The following is a 17,298-nucleotide window of genomic DNA, read 5'->3' as shown; positions in this document are numbered from 1 at the left end:
CGCTCGCGTCGCCTCCGCAGGGGGTCTCATGTGTGCGCAACGCATGACGATGGCGGAGAGTAGCGAACCGAACGTCGCGGAGTAAAGCTCGCTGGGCAGGGGGTGGGTTCGGTTGGCGCGGCGCGCGCGCCGCGCACGCCGCGCGGCCGCGCCTCGGGCATGGCCGCGCCGCGCGCGACCGCGACCGCCGCGCGCGCGCCCCTGGAAAGCGAGGTGCTCGCGGGCGCTGCCACGCGCGACCTGCGCGGCGCTTCGGGTGGAGGTCGCTCGCCGGCGCGGGCCTGCGCGGGCGATGGAGCTGGAGAGGAGGAGGCGAGGACGGCGGAGCGCGGGGCGACGATGCGCCTCGGGCAGCCGCGCGGCCCGCTCGGCGCGGCGGGCGATCGAGGCGCCGGGGCCGCCCTCCGGGTCGAGCCCGGCCGCCGCGGCTAGGCCTTGGAGAGCACGGCGTCGAGCTTCTCGTTGACCTTCGACTCGACCATGCCCTTCATCGCCTTCAGCAGGAACGGGAGATCGATGTCCACCTGGACGGCGGAGGCCTCGACGCGCACGAGGCCCGTCGTGCCCTTCGCGGCGCCGCCCGGGGCGTCGAACCGGATGAGATCGCCGTCCCATTGCCACCGGATGCCGAGCTTGTCCTCCATGCCCCGCGCGAGCTCTTCCGCGCGCTTCTTGGCCTCGTCCTTGGTGAGCGCGTGCTGCCGGCGGATCTCGATGGTCGCCATACGGTATCTCCACTCGTTCGCGCGCGCGGCGACGCGCCGCGCGGTAGGCCCTACTTACTCGATCCGCCGCGCGATCCAAAAGCCGCGCGGCGTGTCGACCGGGCCGCTCACGCCCCCCTTGGGGAGGCTGAACAGCTCGTACTCCGGGGCGGGCTCGAGCACGCCGCGCGGGATGTAGCCGAGATCGTCGGTCGAGCCCTTGTCCCCCTTGTCGATGGCGGCCTTGAAGTCCGTCTTGGCGACCTCGGCGAGCTCCCTGGCGAGCGCCAGCGCGGCGTCCTTGGAGCGCGCGCTCTGCGGCGCGCCCTGCGCCCCGCGGTACTGGACCAGCACCACGCCGAAGCGCACCTTCTTCGGCGCCTCGGCCGACAGCGCGGGCGGCGCCTCGCCCGAGAGGAGCGTGACGCCCGCGTCGGATCGCACGGCCAGCTCCGGGCCGCTCTCCTGGACGGGCCCCTCTGCGCCGGCGTCGGTCCCGGCGTCGCCGTCGCCGGCCGCCGTCGCCGCGGGCGAGCCCGCGTCGGCGTCGGCGTCGGCGCCCGCGTCGGCGGGAGCGCTGGCCGCGCCGCGCGCCTTCGGACCGCCGTTCGCGATGACGAACGCCAGCGCGCCCGCAAAGAAGAGCGTGTAGAGGACCGCCGTCGAGCGCTGCATGGGCGGCAGCGCGTTAGCACAGGTGGAGGACGCTTGGCGAGGCCTTCACGCCGGTGCCGTCCCGGGTCCACGACGGCGCCGTCCCGGCTTCACGCCGGAGACAAGCACGCGATATGCCCGAGGAAATCGCCGATTTGAGGACGGCCCGTAGAAGAGGCGATCCAAGGACCACAAGCCCTGCTAGTAAGGAGAGCGGATGTCGGGGCATCCCGGCCTTTCGCAGGCCGAATGAGCGTGATGGCGCGCCTGCGGAAGCCCTCGCAGCGCCGGCATTGGGTCGGGGAGCATGATCAAGGTCGAGTGCGACGGATGCAAATCGCCGTACCAGGTCGACGAAAAGCGCGTTCCCCCTGCGGGGCTCAGGATGCGCTGTCCGAAGTGCGGTACGAGCCTGCTGGTGACCAAGGGGGGCGCGACCGCTGCGCCGACGCCCGCGCCTGCGCCGCCGCCTGCGCCTGCGCCTGCGCCGCGGGCTGGAGCGGGAGGCTTGCAGCTCTCGGAGCGGAGCGCGCCGACGCCGCACGACGACGCCGATCTGCCCGTGGCGGCCCCGGACGACGTCGCGTTCCCCGCGGTCGCACCGCCTCGGCGTCCGGCGCCGGTGGCCACGCCGCCGCGCCGCACGGCGACCACGGTCCCCCAGCGGCCCGCGCCGCCGGCGCCGCCCGCGCCGGCTCCTGAGCCGCCGGGCCCCGAGGTCTTCGGCGAGATCGGCCTGCCCGACGTCCCCGATCGCCCGGCCCCGTCCGATCGGCGCAACGCCAAGACCGTGCCGCAGCGGCGCGGCTTCGGCGAGATCGACCTCATGGTCGAGCTCCCGAGCCCGACGGACGCCGAGGTGCAGGGGCTCGATCCCGACGACCTGCCGGTCGTCTACGGCAACGCGCCCGCCGCGCCGGCGCCGCTCTCGGCGCGGTCGCGCGCGCAGTCGCGCACCGCACCGGCGACGCCCACCGCGTTCGCCGACGCCGACCTGCCGGCGCGGGTCGATCCGCTTCCTCCGAGCAGCCGGCGCACCCTCGGGTTCGGCCTGCGGGACTCGCGGCCGAGCGCTCCTTCAGCGCCCGGCGCGCCCAGCGCGCGCGACGCCGGGGCCGCCTCGCAGCCGCTCGGCCGCGGGCGCACCCGCGGGATGGGCGACGTCGCGCCCCCGCGCGTGGCCCCGGAGTACGACTTCGGAGACCTCGACGACGACGCGCCCCCGGCGCCTCCGGCGCGCTCCAGCGGCGGCTCCATGTCGTTCGGCTTCGGCGAGCTCGAGCTGCCGCTCGAGGGCGACGGCGAGGCCGAGCTGCCCTCGCCCTCGTCGGGCGACCTTCCCATCGTCGCCGGCGATCTGCCGAGCTCGGTCCCGGGCGTCATCGGCATGCCCGCCCCGTTCCCGGACGCGGGCCTGCCCACGCCGGCCTCTGCCCCGCTCCCCTCCCCGGTCCGCGCGGGGCTCCCGGCCACGGCGTCCGCGGGCTACCCCGCCCCGGCGCACGCAGGCTTCCCCGCCCCGGCGCACGCGGGCTACCCCGCCCCCGCGCACGCAGGCTTCCCCGCCCCGGCGCCGGCGGGCTTCCCGGCCGCGGCCCCCGCGGGCTTCCCCACGAAGGCCACCGGCCCCGCCCTCCCCACGAAGGCCACCGGCCCCGGCTTGCCCGCCGGACCGGGCACCATCGTCGGCGCCGAGCTCTTCGACGAGGCCCCGCCGGACTACGACGACTCGCGCGTCGGCGCCGCGTTCCAGGCGCCCGGCCCGCGCCCGCTCCCGCCGGCGCCGCCCGAGCCCCCGAGCAGCGGCGCGATGCCCCCGGCCGACTTCGGCCCGAGCAGCGGCGCGATGCCGCCGGCCGACTTCGGCCGGAGCACCGGCGCGATGCCCCCGGCCGACTTCGGCCGGAGCACCGGCGCGATGCCCCCGGCCGACTTCGGCCGGAGCACCGGCGCGATGCCGCCGGCCGGCTTCGGCCGGAGCACCGGCGCGATGCCGCCGGCCGACTTCGGCGACGAGATCGCGCTCGGCGAGGGCGCGACGCACCTCGCCGCCGGCGCCGCGCCCACCGCCTACGATCCGTCCGATCGCTCCGCGAACTTCACGCAGACGCCGATGGACGCCGACGATCGGGGCATCGAGCTCAGCGCGCCGCACCCCAGCGTCGGCGACGAGGTCGATCTCACGGGCGCGGGCACCGAGATCGGCGACCTGAGCGCCGGGACGGAGGCGCAGGTCGAGAAGCCCGCGCCGGCCCAGGAAGCCCCGCAGCAGAAGTCGAAGGTCAAGCGCTACGTCGTCGCGGCGCTCGCCGTCGCCGCCGTCGGCGGCGGCGCGCTCGCGCTCGTCCCGGATGTCGGCGCCTTCGGCGTGAACCTCATCAGCGATCGGCTCAACGCCTTCGCGTACGAGGGGGCGCTCGCCGATCTCCGGCAGCGGACCCAGTCCGCCCTCGCCAAGGACACCGCCTCGGCCGCGAACGGCGCGCTGAGCGACGCGAAGTCCACGCGCGCGAACGCGCCGCGCCACCGGCCGACCATGGCCTACGCCGCGTACGTCGCCTTCGCGCGCAGCATCCGCTTCGGGCACCGGACCGTCGACGACGCCTTCGGCAAGGAGATGGTCGCGCTCGCGAGCTCCCGCCCGAGCGACCTGCTCACCCTCGCCGTCGCGGCGCAGGACGCGGCCACGGGCCAGCTCCCTCGCGCGCGACAGGCCGCGCAGGCGCTCGGCGCCCAGCTCAAGGACGACATCGACGTCGCCGTCCTCGCCGCCGAGATCGAGCTGCTCGCCAAGGACGCGCCCAAGGCGGCCGCCGCGTGGCAGCGCGCGCGCGAGCTGCAGAAGAGCGCGCGCACGCTGTTCGGCACGGCCCGGGCGCAGCTGCTCGCCGGCGACGCGTCCGGCGCCGAGGCAAGCGCCAGGGGCGCGCTCGAGGCGTCGCCGGACCACGTGGGGGCCCGCACCCTCATCGCGTCGCTCGTCTGGCAGACGCCGGGCCGCGACCAGGAGGCGCTCGACCTGCTCGGCAAGGTCACCGGCGACGGCCCGGTCCGGGCCGCCGCGAGCGACCCCGAGATCGTCGAGGCGTACACGCTGCTCGGCACCATCCACCTCGCGCGGTCGCGCATGAGCGCGGCCGAGCAGGCCTTCGCCGCCGCGGTGAAGATCGACCCGCAGGCGGTGCGCGCGCTCATCGGCAACGGCGAGGTCCTCTACCGGTCCGGCCGCTACTCCGAGGCGCAGGCGCGCTTCGAGGCCGCGGCCCGCGCCGACGCGCAGAACCTCGCCGCGCACATCGGCAAGGCGAAGACGTGGCTCGCGCAGGAGCGCATGAAGGAGGCGAAGGACCTCCTGAAGGGGCTGCAGAAGACCCACGCCGCGGATCCGCAGATCGCCTACTGGCTCGGGCGCACCGAGCTCGCGCTCGGCAACAAGAAGGAGGCGGAGCAGGCGTACCTCGACGCGGTGAAGTCGACCGAGAACCGCCCGGAGGTGGTCGACGCTTACGTGGCGTTGTCGTCGCTCCTGTCGAGCCTGGGCCGCAACGAGGCGGCGGCGGCGAAGCTGTCGGAGGCGACGGCGAAGTTCCCGGACCTGCCCGCGCTCCACAAGGCGAAGGCCGAGGTCGCGCTCCAGACCGGGAGGAACGAGGAGGCGCGGCAGGAGCTCGAGCTCGCGCTCGCCAAGGAGGACGACCTCGGCAGCCAGTTCAAGCTGGGGGTGGCCTACCGCCGCCTGCGCCGGTTCGAGGACGCGGCGCGGCTCTTCGACAAGGTCACGGCGGCGGACAAGGACTACCCCGGCCTGGCGCTGGAGCGAGGGCTCCTGTTCGAGGAGACCGGGCAGAGCGAGCGCGCGCTGGAGATGTACGCCGACGCGCTCCGCAAGGCGCCGAACGACGTCGATCTGAAGCTGCGCGTCGGCTCGACCCAGGTGATGGCGGGGCACGCGAGCCAGGCCGAGCCCATCCTGCGCGAGGTGATCCAGAACCGCCCGAACTCCGCGGAGGCGAACCATTTCCTCGGCCGCGCGCTCCTCGGGCGCGGCACGAACATGGCCGAGGCGCTGCGGTTCCTGGAGCGCGCCGCGGAGATCGACCCGAACCGCGCCGAGTACCACCTCTACGTCGGCTGGGGCGCCAACGAGACGGGCCAGACCGCGCGCGCGGAGATAGCGCTCAAGCGGGCGCTGGAGCTCGACGCGGAGCTCGGCGACGCGTACTGGCAGCGCGGCGTCCTCTTGCAGAAGCAGGGGGCGAGCCGCGACGCGCTGGCGGATCTGCAGATCGCGCTCGAGAAGCGGCCGTCGCGCTACGAGGCCTACGCCACGATGGCGCTCTGCTACCAGGATCAGGGCAACTGGGCGGCCGCGGAGGAGGCGTGGCGCAAGGCGATCGCGGCCAACGACAAGGTCCCCGAGTGGCACTACCGGCTCGGCAAGATCTACGCGTCACGCGGCAACCGGGCCGGGGCCGCGGCCGAGATGGAGCGGGCGGTCACGCTGGCCGAGGCGCCGGAGCGCTCGACCCCGCCGTGGCTGTTCGACGCGCACTTCCTCCTGGCCGAGGCGCTCCGCGCGACGAACGACCGCGAGAAGGCCATCCGCCACTACCAGCGCTTCCTGGAGACGGCGCCGACCGACAACGCCTACCGGCGCGACGCGCAGCAGGCGCTGGAGAGCCTGGGCGCGGGCAAGGGGCGGTGAGCGAGGGAGACCTGGGCGCCTGCGCCGCGGGTCGGGCCCCCAGGCAAGTCGGCCAGGGGCAGCTGCCTCGCGCGTCACGCCCCCGGGGATGTCGCGACATGCGCAGGTGCGTCGCCGAGCAGGCGGCGGGCATGTCGCGACATGGGCGGCAGCCTCGCCGAGCAGGCGGCGGGCATGTCGCGACATGGGCGGCAGCCTCGCCGCGCAGGCGGCGGGCATGTCGCGACATGGGCGGCAGCCTCGCCGAGCAGGCGGCGGGCATGTCGCGACATGGGCGGCAGCCTCGCCGCGCAGGCGGCGGCCATCTTGAGATAGGGTGTAGCTCTCCTACTGACAGCCGAATCACCTCCGGTGGTCGCTGAGCGCGACGTCGAGCGCCACCACCTTTCCAAGCGCAGCCGCCGCGACTTCGCGGGCCCTCAGTCCGTCTACTCCGCAAAATCATACTTCTCCTATCCCGGCATGCGAGCAGGCGGGTGGCGCGGGCAGCGCCAGGCCGCAGTGGTACGACCAACTTCCGGTGCCGAGCCTCCACCTCTGACTATAATCGAATTCGCTGGTTTCACGGGCGAGCGAGCAAGGTGGTCGATGATCCTCGGGAAAGGCTATTCGATCCTTGAGAAGGCCGAGGAAACTGTCGATTTCAGTCTGATCCGCGCGTGCCGCAAAGGTGACGACGTCCCGATCTTGCTGAAGGTCCTGCGTGCGGAAGAAGCGACTCGCGCCGAGGTCGCGCGCTTCAAGCACCAGTGCGAGCGCATCGCGCAGCTCGCCTCGCCCCGCCTCGTCGCGCTGCACGGCGTCGAGGAGCTCGCCGGCGCCCTCATCGTCGTTCTCGAGGACTTCCCGGGCCGCGATCTCGCGCGCACGCTCGCCGAGCGTCCGCCGCACAGAATGCCCCTCAGCGAGGCGCTCGATCTCGCGGTTGCGATCGCCGAAGGCCTCGCCGCCGTGCACGCGGCGGGGCTCATCCACCGCGATCTGCGCCCGCACAACGTGCTCGTCGGCGCGTGCGGCGCGGTCAAGCTCACGAGCTTCGGCGTCGACGCCGAGATCACCCGCGCGCACGAACGGCTCTACGCGCCGGCGGTGATCGCCGACGTGCTGCCCTACGTCTCCCCCGAGCAGACAGGCCGCATGAACCGCGGCGTCGACTACCGGACGGACCTCTACGCGCTCGGCGTCATCCTTTACCAGATGCTCACGGGGGAGCGCCCCTTCGAGGCCCTGGACCCGATGGAGCTCATCCACGCGCACCTCGCCCTCGCTCCCGCGCCGCCGTCCCGCGTCGACCCGACGATCCCCGAGGCCGTCTCCGGCGTGGTGCTCAAGCTGCTCGCGAAGAACGCCGAGGACCGCTACCAGAGCGCCGAGGGCCTGCTCGCCGACCTCGACCGCTGTCGCGAGGCCCTGCGCGGCACGGGGACGATCGAGCCCTTCGTCGCGGGCCAGCGCGATCGCCAGCACCTGTTCCGGATCCACCAGAAGCTCTACGGCCGCGAGCAGGACATAGAGGCGCTGACTGCCGCGTTCGGGCGCGCGCTCGAGGGCAGCCGCGAGATCGTCCTCGTCTCCGGCTACTCGGGCATCGGCAAGTCCTCGCTCGTGCACGAGATCTTGAAGCCGCTCGCGCGGCAGAAGGGCTATTTCACGAGCGGCAAGTACGACCAGTACAACCGCGACGCGCCCTACAGCGCGGTGATCCAGGCGTTCGACGGCCTCGTGCGGCAGATCCTCACCGAGAGCGAGGCGCGCATCCACCGCTTTCGGAGCGCGATCCTCGAGGCGCTCGGGCCGAACGCGCAGGTCGTCTGCGACGTCATCCCCTCGCTCTGCCATGTGCTCGGCGCGCAGCCGCCCGTGCCGGCGCTCGACCCGCTCGAGGCGCAGAACCGCCTGAACCGGTGCTTCTTGCTGTTCGTCTCGGTGTTCGCGCGCGGCGCGCACCCGCTCGTCCTGTTCCTCGACGATCTTCAGTGGATCGACCCCGCGAGCCTGGGGCTGCTCCGCGCGCTGCTCGCCGACGACTCGCTCGAGGCGCTCTTCTTCTGCGGCGCCTACCGCGACAACGAGGTGTCGCCCGGGCACCCGCTCGTCCGTGCCATCGAGGAGCTCAAGCACGCGGGGCTCGTCGTGCGCGACATCGTCCTCGCCCCGCTCGCGCGCCGGCACCTGCTCCAGATGCTCTCGGACAGCCTCACGTGCGACGACTGCGGGCCGCTCGTCGATGCGGTGCAGAAGAAGGCCGGTGGGAACCCGTTCTTCGTCAAGGAGTTCGTCCGGTCGCTGCACGACCACGGCGCGCTCACGTTCGCAGCCGGGTCAGGCTGGAGATGGGACCTCGCCAGGATCGACGCGCTCGCGTACACGGACAATGTCGTCGACCTCATGGTGCGCACCATTGCGCGCCTGCCGCCGGAGGCGGTGGAGGCGCTCAAGCTCGCCGCGGCGATCGGCAACCGGTTCGACCTCGACGTGCTCGCCACGGTGAGCGAGTGTTCGCTGGAAGAAGCGTACAGCCGCCTCGATCCCGCCGTGCGCGAGGGGCTCGTGACGCCCGGGCGCGAGGTATACCGCTTCGCTCACGACAAGATCCAGGAGGGCGCCTACGCGATGATCCCGGCGGCGGACCGGCCGGCCTTCCACCTCCGGATCGGCCGTCTGCTCGCGGGCAAGGTGGACCTGTCCGAGAGCCAGAGCCTCTTCGACGTCGTCGGCCACCTGAACAGCGCGGGCGACCTCGTGTCGCACCCCGCGGAGCGCCTGCGCCTCGCCCACATGAGCCTCGAGGCCGCCTGCCGCGCCGAGGACGCGGCCGCCTTCGGTGCCGCCCTGCGCTACCTGGAGCTCGGCCTCCTGCGCCTTCCAGAGGACGCATGGACGTCGCAGTACCCGCTTCGCCTCAGGTACGCGATGAAGACCGCCCTCATGCTCTCGCTCTGCGGCCGGCACGACGACGCCCTCGCGCTCCTCTCCGATTGCCTGGAGCGGGCCGCGAGCCGGCTCGATCGCACCGAGGTGCTGCGGCTCAAGCTGAGCGTGCAGGTGCTGAGGAACGACCTGCCCGCCGCGCTCGCGGAGGGGCTCGCGGCCCTGCGCCCGTTCGGGCTCGACCTGCCCGCGTTCCCCGACGAAGCCATGGCCGACGCCCAGATCCGAGCGACGATGGACCTCGTCCGGGAAAAGACGATCGAGGCGCTGCCGGCGCTGCCGCAGCTCGAGGACCCGGAGATCCGTGCCATGCAGGACGTGCTCGTGGAGCTCTTCCTCCCCTGCTGGTTCTTGAGCCTCAACAATCTCAGCATCACGCTCGCGAAGCTCGTCGAGAACACGCTGCGCCACGGGGTGTCGAAGCACGCGATCTTCGGTTACATCCAATTCGGGGCGTTCCTCTGCGGCCGTGGCGACATCGCGCTCGGCTACCGCTTCGGCCGCGCCGCCATCGACCTCTCGGAGCGCTTCACGGACAAGAAGTCCGAAGCGGTGCTCCGCGACATGTGGGGCACCTTCGTGCAGCACTGGAGAGAGGGCTATCCCGCCTGCAAGGATTCGTTGCTCGCGGGGATGCACGCCGGGCTCGAGACGGGCCAGTACATCTGGGCGTTCTACAGCGCGGTAAATGGCATGACCAACAGCGTCCTCCGCGGCCTCCCGCTCTCCGACCTCCTCGCCGAGGCGCAGAGCTACCAGCCGATACGGAAGCTCGACAAGTTCAACGCCATCACCTGGATCATCGCCGCGGCCGGGCAGCTCGCGCACCAGCTGTCGGTCGAGACCGCGTGCCCGGCCAAGCTCGCGGGCGCGTGGATCGACATCGACGAGGTGATCGAGGAGGCACGCCGGATCGACAGCCAGGGCTCGCTCGTCTTCGCCAACTTCTACGTCGTTCTCCTCGGCGTCTTCCAGGGCGCGTTCGAGGAAGCGGCGCGCGCGGCTCTCCCGCTGAACGTCGAGACCCCGACCGTGGCGGCCTGGCACGGCATCCCCGCGTTCCATTTCTACGCCGGTGTCGCGTTCACGCGGGCGGCGGACGTGGTCTCCCCGGACGAGCGCGCGCTCTTCCTCGAACGCGCGGAAATCTTTGCTGAAAAACTCTCGCGCTGGGCGGACCTCTTCCCGGAGAACCTGGCACACCGCAGCGCCCTGCTCTGCGCCGAGCTCGCGCGCGTCCGCGGTGACGCTCGCGCCGCGGCGGGAGATCGCTACGACGAGGCGATCGCCCTCGCGCAGCGCGGCGGCTACCTCCACGACGAGGCGCTCGCCAACGAGCTCGCCGGCCTCTTCTTCCGCGCGCTCGGCAAGACCACCATCGCCCGCGCCTACCTCTCCGAGGCGCACAGGGCCTACGGCCGATGGGGCGCGACGGAGGCGATGCGGCGCCTCGAGCGCGCGTACCCCGACCTCGTCCCCAGCGAGATCCTCCGCGGCGCGAGGTGCCCGGAGGCCGCCGCGCCCGCCAGCGCCGCGCTCGACCTCGGCTCGGTGCTCAAGGCCTCCCAGGCCATCTCGGGCGAGATCGTCCTCGACCGCCTGCTCGACGCGCTCATGCGGATCCTGGTCGAGAACGCCGGCGCGAGGCGGGGCTGCCTGCTCCTCGCCCGCGCCGAGACCCTGTTCTTGGCTGCCGAGGCGAGGGCGGAGGGGCCCGAGATCGAGGTGCGTATTCCTCACGAGCCCGAAGCCTCCCCTTCGGATCTGCCGGCGTCCCTGCTCAACTACGTCCGGCGCAGCCGGGAGAAGGTGATCCTGGACGACGGGACGGCACGGAACCCCATCATCGCCGGCGACGACCTCTCTCGGTACGCCAGATCCGCCCTCTGCCTGCCCATCCTGCGGCAGGCGGAGCTCGTGGGGTTGCTCTACCTCGAAAACGACCTCATCGCCGGCGCGTTCACCCCGGACCGGCTTTCGGTGCTGGAGCTGCTCTCGGCCCAGGCCGCCATCTCTATCGCCAATGCCACGCTCTACGCCGACCTGCTCCAGGAGAACAGCGAACGCCGGCGAGCGGAGCAGGCCGTGCGGGACAGCAAGGAGCTGCTGCAGTCGATCGTCGACAACTCGACAGCGGTCATCTACCTCAAGGATGTCGAGGGGCGCTACCTGATGGTCAACCGGCGCTACGCCGAGCAGTTCCGCGTCGGTGAGCAAGCGATCGTCGGCCGGACCGACTACGATGTCTTCCCCAGGGAGCGGGCCGATGCCTTCCGCGCCCTCGACCAAGAGGTGCTGGCCACCGGAACGGCGCTGCAAGTCGAGGAAGAGGCTCCCCAGGACGATGGGCTGCACACCTACATCGCCCTCAAATACCCCCTGTGCAATGCGGCGGGGCAGCCCTATGCCCTCTGCGGCATTTCCACCGACATCACCGAGCGCAAGCAGGCCGAAGCGGAACGCCAGGCCCGCAAGACGGCCGAAGCCGAGAGCCGTGCGAAGACCGAGTTCCTCAGGAACATGAGTCACGAGCTGCGCACGCCGCTCAATGCCATCCTTGGCTACGCCCAGATCCTCAAGCGCTCCCCGGGGCTCGACGACCGCCAGGCGACGGGACTGAACACCATCCAGCAGAGCGGTCAGCACCTCTTGACCCTCATCAACGACCTGTTGGACCTGGCCAAGATCGAGGCGGGCAAGCTCGATCTCTACCCCGAGCCGGTCCACCTCTCGACCTTCCTGAGGGGCGTCGCCGACATCATCCGCGTCAGGGCGGAGCAGAAGAGCCTTTACTTCGACTACGAGGTCACGCCCCACCTGCCCCAGGCGGTGCTGGCCGACGAGAAGCGCCTGCGCCAGGTGCTGCTCAACCTGCTTGGCAACGCGGTGAAATTCACCGACCGGGGGCGGGTGAGCTTCGGGGTGCAGCCTCTTTCCCAGGACGGGGCCTCGGCGCGGCTGCGCTTCGAGGTGGAGGATACCGGCGTGGGAATGGCGCCGGAGCAGCTGGCCAAGCTCTTCCAGCCTTTCGGGCGGGTGGGGGACGTGCGGCGCCGCGCGGGCAGCGGCCTGGGGCTCATGATAAGCCACCAGCTGGTGCACCTCATGGGCAGCGAGATCCAGGTGGAGAGCCGGCCCGACGAGGGCAGCCGGTTCTGGTTCGAGGTGATCCTGCCGATGACCGAGCTCGCAGCCCCCCTCCGGCCCTCTCAGCGGGCCCCCATCGGCTACGAGGGGCCGCGCCGGAAGGTGCTGGTGGCCGACGACGTGGTGGGCAATCGGGCGGTGCTCTTGGACCTGCTGAGCGGCCTGGGCTTCGAAGTGTGCGAAGCGGCCAATGGCCAGGAGGCCGTCGAGCAGGAGATGGCGGCGTCGCCGGATCTGGCGGTGATGGATCTGGTCATGCCGGTGATGGACGGCCTGGAGGCCATCCATTGCATTCGTCGCAATCGCCGGGCTCGGGGGCTCGCGCGGCTGCCGTCCATCACGGTCTCCGCGAGCGCCAACGAGGAAGACCAGGCTGGGAGCATGGCGGTCGGTGCCGACGCCTTCCTCGCCAAGCCGATCGACCAGGAGAGCCTGCTGCGGATCATCGGGGCCCAGCTGGGGCTCACCTGGGTCTATGCCAGATCGGCCGAGGAGCGAGCCGGGGACGGGGAGGCCGCGGAGCTCGTGGCGCCGCCCCCAGAGGAGATGGACGTCCTGCATGCCCTGGCCCTGGAGGGCAACATGCGCGACATCCGAAAGCGGGCGGACTATCTCATCACGCTCGACGAACGCTATCGTCCCTTCGCCGACCGCCTGCATCGCCTGGCGCAGGACTATCAGTCCCAGGCGATCCTCAGCCTGGTCGAGGAGCACCTGCAGGGGGTCGAGCCGAGGGCGATGGTGGCGCTGGAGCCGCCGCGGCGCAGGGAGGGCGGTCAGCGACCATGAGCGGAGCCACAGCAGCCGGTGCGTGCACCGGCACCATCCTGATCGTGGATGACATGCCAGCCAATCTCGGCGTGCTGGTGGATAGTCTGGAATGCATAGGTCATCGAGTGCTCGTCGCTCAGGGCGGTGAAGAGGCTTTGAAGCGGGCCAGCTTCACGAGACCCGACCTGATCCTGCTGGACGTGGTGATGCCTGGCATCGACGGGTTCGAGACGTGCCGGCGCCTGAAAGCGGATGAAAGAACCCGAGACACCCCAGTGCTCTTCATGACCTGTGTGACCGATGCGGCTGACAAGCTCGCGGGGTTCAAGCTGGGGGGCGTCGATTACATCACCAAACCATTCGACACTGGAGAGGTGATAGCGCGCGTCACGACGCACCTGAGCCTGCGCGAGGCGCAAAAGGAGCTCGAAGCGAGGAACGCGCAGCTGCAGCGCGAGATGGCGATACGCCAGCAAAAAGAGGCGGCGCTGCAGCGTGCTCATCAAGAGCTGGAACAGCGGGTGCGAGAACGCACGGCCGAGCTGGGCAGCTCGAACGCCGCTCTCCGCGAGAGCCAGCGGCTGCTTCAAGCCATCGTCGACAATACGGCCGCCGTCATCTTCGCCAAGGACCTCGAGGGGCGCTACATGCTCGTCAACCGCGGGTTCGAAGAGCTCTTCCACCTGGATCGCGAGCAGGTCGTCGGCAAGACCGACCACGACGTCTTTCCACGCGAGCAGGCCGACGGGTACCGCGCCAACGATTTGCTCGTCCTGCAGCAGAATCGGGCCATCGAGCGCGACGAGCTGGCGCCCCAGAGCAGCGGCGTGCGCACGTACATGTCCCTCAAGTTCCCGCTCCGCGGTCCCGCCGGAAGACCTGAGGGCATTTGCGGCATCTCGACCGAGATCACCTCCCGCAAGCACGCCGAGGACGTGCTGCGCCATTCCTACTCGCTCCTCGAGGCCACGCTCGAATCGACAGCGGACGGCATCGTGGTCGTCGACGGCGCGAGGCGCGTCGTGCGCCATAACCACAAGCTCGCGCAGATGTGGCGCATCCCCGAGGACGTCCTCGCCAGCAGATCGGCCGACGCCCTCTTCGCGTTCGCCGGCGGCCGGCTCCGCGAGCCCGACCTCTTCCTGCGAAGCGTCGATGAGCTCTATGCCAAGCCCGAGGCGAGCGCCGTCGATACGTTCCCGCTCCTGGACGGGCGGGTCTTCGAGCGTTATTCGCAGCCCCAGCGCCTCGGCGGGCGCGTGGTCGGTCGGGTCTTCAGCTTCCGCGACATCACCGCGCGCGTGGACGCCGAACAGCAACGCAATCGGGTCCTCCTGGAGGAGCGGCGCGCGCGCGCGGCGGCGGAGGAGGCCATCGGTCTGAGGGACGAGTTCCTCCTCGTCGCATCGCACGAGCTCCGCACCCCGCTCACCAGCCTGCAGCTCTCCATTCAAGCGCTGGGGCGAAGGCTCTCGCAGGGCATGGACGTCGGGCGCGTGCGATCCGCGGTCGCCGTCTCCGGCCGCCAGATCACGCGCCTCGCCACCCTCATCGATATGCTCCTCGACGCCTCCCGGATCCAGGCGGGGAGGCTCGATCTGAACAGGGCGTCCGTCGATCTACGCGAGCTGGTCGCCGAGATCGTCGCCCACCTCGGCGACCAGGTCGCGCAGTCGGGCAGCACGCTCGCCGTGCGCACGGAGCAGCCCGTCATCGGCTGGTGGGACCCGTACCGCCTGGAGCAGGTCGTGACCAACCTCCTCACCAATGCGATCAAGTTCGGGGGAGGCTCACCGATCGAGATCGCCATCACCGGGGAAGATCGGGTCGCACGGCTCTCGGTGACGGACCACGGGATCGGGATCCCGGCCGAGGTGCAGGAGCAGCTCTTCGAGCGGTTTCGCCGCGGCGTCTCGTCGCGGAATTACGGGGGGCTCGGGCTCGGCCTCTATATCACGCGCACCATCGTCGAGGCGCACGGCGGGCGAATCCGCGTATCGAGCGAGGTCGGCCGGGGCTCGACCTTCTTTGTCGAGCTGCCGCTCTCGACCGAGAGCGCGGCGCGCCACCACGGCGAGCCAAGGCAGCCGGAGCCCGCAGGCCGTGGAGTCGAGGTGGCCCGTTCGACGGGCAGATGAGTCGTGGACAGGGCGTCGACGAGCGAAGGCTCCGCGACGCGCTGGCGGATCTGCAGATCGCGCTCGAGAAGCGGCCGTCGCGCTACGAGGCCTACGCCACGATGGCGCTCTGCTACCAGGATCAGGGCAACTGGGCGGCCGCGGAGGAGGCGTGGCGCAAGGCGATCGCGGCCAACGACAAGGTCCCCGAGTGGCACTACCGGCTCGGTAGGATCTACGCGTCGCGCGGCAACCGGGCTGGGGCCGCGGCCGAGATGGAGCGGGCGGTCACGCTGGCCGAGGCGCCGGAGCGCTCGACCCCGCCGTGGCTGTTCGACGCGCACTTCCTCCTGGCCGAGTCGCTCCGCGCGACGAACGACCGCGAGAAGGCCATTCGCCACTACCAGCGCTTCCTGGAGACGGCGCCGACCGACAACGCCTACCGGCGCGACACGCAGCAGGCGCTGGAGAGCCTGGGCGCGGGCAAGGGGCGGTGAGGGCGCGACTCGGCTGCGTCGGGTACAGCGAGCTGGACAAGAGGCCCGCGGAGACGCCACGTGAAAAGGCGCTTGTCTTGGCGCGCAGGCGTCTCGTATCCGCGCATCCCCCAAAATCGCTATCGGGGAGCTAGAAGAGGCTCCTCTGTTTACGCACGACCGTCGCAGATGGCGCCGGCGTAGGCGCAGGCTGCGGCCGTGAGGCGTTGGCCGGAGTTGCGGCAGCGGCCGATGCTGTTCTGGACGGTGCTGCTACCGAGGCCGCGACAGGCTTCGTGCCATTCGAGGAGACTGGCGGAGGAGCGGCAGCGGCGGGTTTCGCGCCATTCGAGGAGCCTGGCGGAGCAGCGGCATCGGCGGGCTTCGCGCCGTTCGAGGAGACTGGCGAAAGGGCGGCGGCGGGCACTGTGGGGAGAGGCTCCGGGGGCAGCGGTGACGGTGCTGGGGGGCCCGAGGATGACAAGGTGCTTGCTGATCCCGCAACTGCCTGCGCGCTCGAGGCTTCGTCGATCTGATAAGGCGAAGTGTCTACCGCGCGGCTCTCGTCGTGCTTAGGGCTCATGCGCCATACCACGAACCCAAGGAAACCGACGAGGAGCAGCCCGAGAGGAGCGATCGCCAACGGTAGCAGTCTGCGACGCCGCCTCCAGACACGTGTGGTGAGCGTGGTGGGAGCCCCCGTCGCGTTGCCAGCTGGAACCTGTAGACCACTTCCGTGACCATTCAGAGGATCCTGCGCCTGTATCGCCCGAGCTACGGCGCCCCCGATCGGTATCGTCGTCTCGGGATGCACGCGTGGATGCGATGGCAGACTGGCGCGTGGGCTCGACAGTCCCAGCGCCTCGGCCAGAGCGCCGACCGCGGCACGAGCCCCCTCGAACCGGTACTCGGGGCGCAGGGCTGTGGCGCGCACGAACCAGGCATCAAAGGCCGGGGGCAGGACCACGCCGCGCCACGCCGCGCGAACGCTCGGAGGCTCGACTGGTCCAGCAAGGATTTTCGATAGCGCGGGGAAGATGGAAGGTGCCGCCTTCATCTCTGCAGTCCAGTAGGCCTCCCCAGAGAGCACCGCGTGTGCGATATGACCAAGCGCATACAGATCGGCCCGCGGTCCGATATCACCATCTCCGCGGATCTGCTCGGGGGACATGTAGAGGGGCGTCCCGATGGGCACGGTCCCCTTCGCTTGGCTGCTCTGCGCAGCCACCTTGGCGATACCGAAATCAAGGATCTTGATGCAGGGCGTCCCGTCATCGCGCGACGTAACGAACAGGTTCTCCGGCTTGAGGTCGCGGTGCACGATGCCCGCCGCGTGGGTCTTCTCGAGGGCGAGGGCGACCTGGAAGAGGTAGGTCACGACCTCTACCGGCGGGAGCGGCCCGCGTCGCCTCAACATGCTGCCCAGCTCCTCGCCACGGAGCAGGTCCATCACGAGAAAAGGCATCCTGGAGGACGCATCGATGCCGGCGTCGGAGACCCGGACGATGTGGTCGCTCTCCACGCCGCCGGTGATCTTCGCTTCCTGGGCGAAGCGGAGGCGCAGGTCGGGATCGTCGACGATACTCGGAAGCATCACCTTGAGGGCCCTGCGGCTGTGCGTGACCGTGTCCAGCACCTCGTAGACCGCGCCCATCGCGCCTGCCTTGATGCAGCGGACGACCTCGTATCTTCCGCAGAAGATGACGCCGGGGTGCAGGACGGAGAAGTGCGGGGGCTCCATAGGTGCTCCAGGAGACAAGATATCAACCGATACGAGCGGCGCCCTGACCAGA

Annotated in this window: 8 protein-coding genes; 5 read left to right on the top strand and 3 right to left on the bottom strand. The window is 71.1% G+C overall.

What is annotated here, in order from left to right; all coding sequences use genetic code 11:
- Positions 1 to 102: 102 nt before the first annotated feature.
- Complete coding sequence (locus WMF33_RS04170) at positions 103 to 432, top strand: hypothetical protein (RefSeq protein ID WP_437335918.1); 330 nt, start codon at positions 103 to 105, stop codon at positions 430 to 432.
- Here WMF33_RS04170 and WMF33_RS04165 read toward each other — a convergent pair.
- Together WMF33_RS04165 and WMF33_RS04160 are read right to left on the bottom strand one after the other, a co-directional pair.
- Entirely contained in the window at positions 429 to 725 is a 297-nt protein-coding gene (locus WMF33_RS04165; protein WP_437335917.1) for a polyhydroxyalkanoic acid system family protein, read from the bottom strand. The genes WMF33_RS04170 and WMF33_RS04165 overlap by 4 nt on opposite strands.
- 54 nt (positions 726 to 779) lie before the next feature.
- Positions 780 to 1,379 (bottom strand): peptidyl-prolyl cis-trans isomerase, encoded by a 600-nt coding sequence (locus tag WMF33_RS04160; RefSeq protein WP_437335916.1) that lies wholly within the window; start codon positions 1,377 to 1,379, stop codon positions 780 to 782.
- 286 nt (positions 1,380 to 1,665) lie between these two features.
- On the opposite strand from WMF33_RS04160, the gene WMF33_RS04155 reads away from it, so the two are divergent.
- The 4 genes from WMF33_RS04155 to WMF33_RS04140 all read left to right on the top strand — a co-directional run bounded on the left by WMF33_RS04155 (position 1,666) and on the right by WMF33_RS04140 (position 15,526).
- Positions 1,666 to 6,063: a tetratricopeptide repeat protein gene (locus tag WMF33_RS04155; RefSeq protein WP_437335915.1), complete on the top strand. Its 4,398-nt coding sequence runs from the start codon at positions 1,666 to 1,668 to the stop codon at positions 6,061 to 6,063.
- 351 nt (positions 6,064 to 6,414) lie between these two features.
- Positions 6,415 to 12,930 carry an AAA family ATPase gene (locus tag WMF33_RS04150; RefSeq protein ID WP_437335914.1) on the top strand — a complete coding sequence of 2,172 codons (6,516 nt, stop codon included), beginning with the start codon at positions 6,415 to 6,417 and terminating at the stop codon, positions 12,928 to 12,930.
- On the top strand, positions 12,927 to 15,050 hold the full coding sequence (locus WMF33_RS04145; protein ID WP_437335913.1) for an ATP-binding protein: 2,124 nt from the start codon (positions 12,927 to 12,929) through the stop codon (positions 15,048 to 15,050). The genes WMF33_RS04150 and WMF33_RS04145 overlap by 4 nt, the downstream gene beginning before the upstream one ends.
- On the top strand, positions 15,047 to 15,526 hold the full coding sequence (locus tag WMF33_RS04140) for a tetratricopeptide repeat protein (RefSeq protein ID WP_437335912.1): 480 nt from the start codon (positions 15,047 to 15,049) through the stop codon (positions 15,524 to 15,526). The genes WMF33_RS04145 and WMF33_RS04140 overlap by 4 nt, the downstream gene beginning before the upstream one ends.
- 130 nt (positions 15,527 to 15,656) lie before the next feature.
- On the opposite strand, the gene WMF33_RS04135 is transcribed toward WMF33_RS04140, so the two are convergent.
- Entirely contained in the window at positions 15,657 to 17,246 is a 1,590-nt protein-coding gene (locus tag WMF33_RS04135) for a serine/threonine-protein kinase (RefSeq protein WP_437335911.1), read from the bottom strand.
- Positions 17,247 to 17,298 lie beyond the last annotated feature (52 nt).

Source organism: Sorangium sp. So ce394 (genome assembly GCF_051474665.1).
Taxonomy (GTDB): Bacteria; Myxococcota_A; Polyangia; order Polyangiales; family Polyangiaceae; genus Sorangium; species Sorangium cellulosum_D.
The sequence above is the reverse complement of the archived record's forward strand: the minus strand, read 5'-3'. Positions and strand labels throughout refer to the sequence as shown.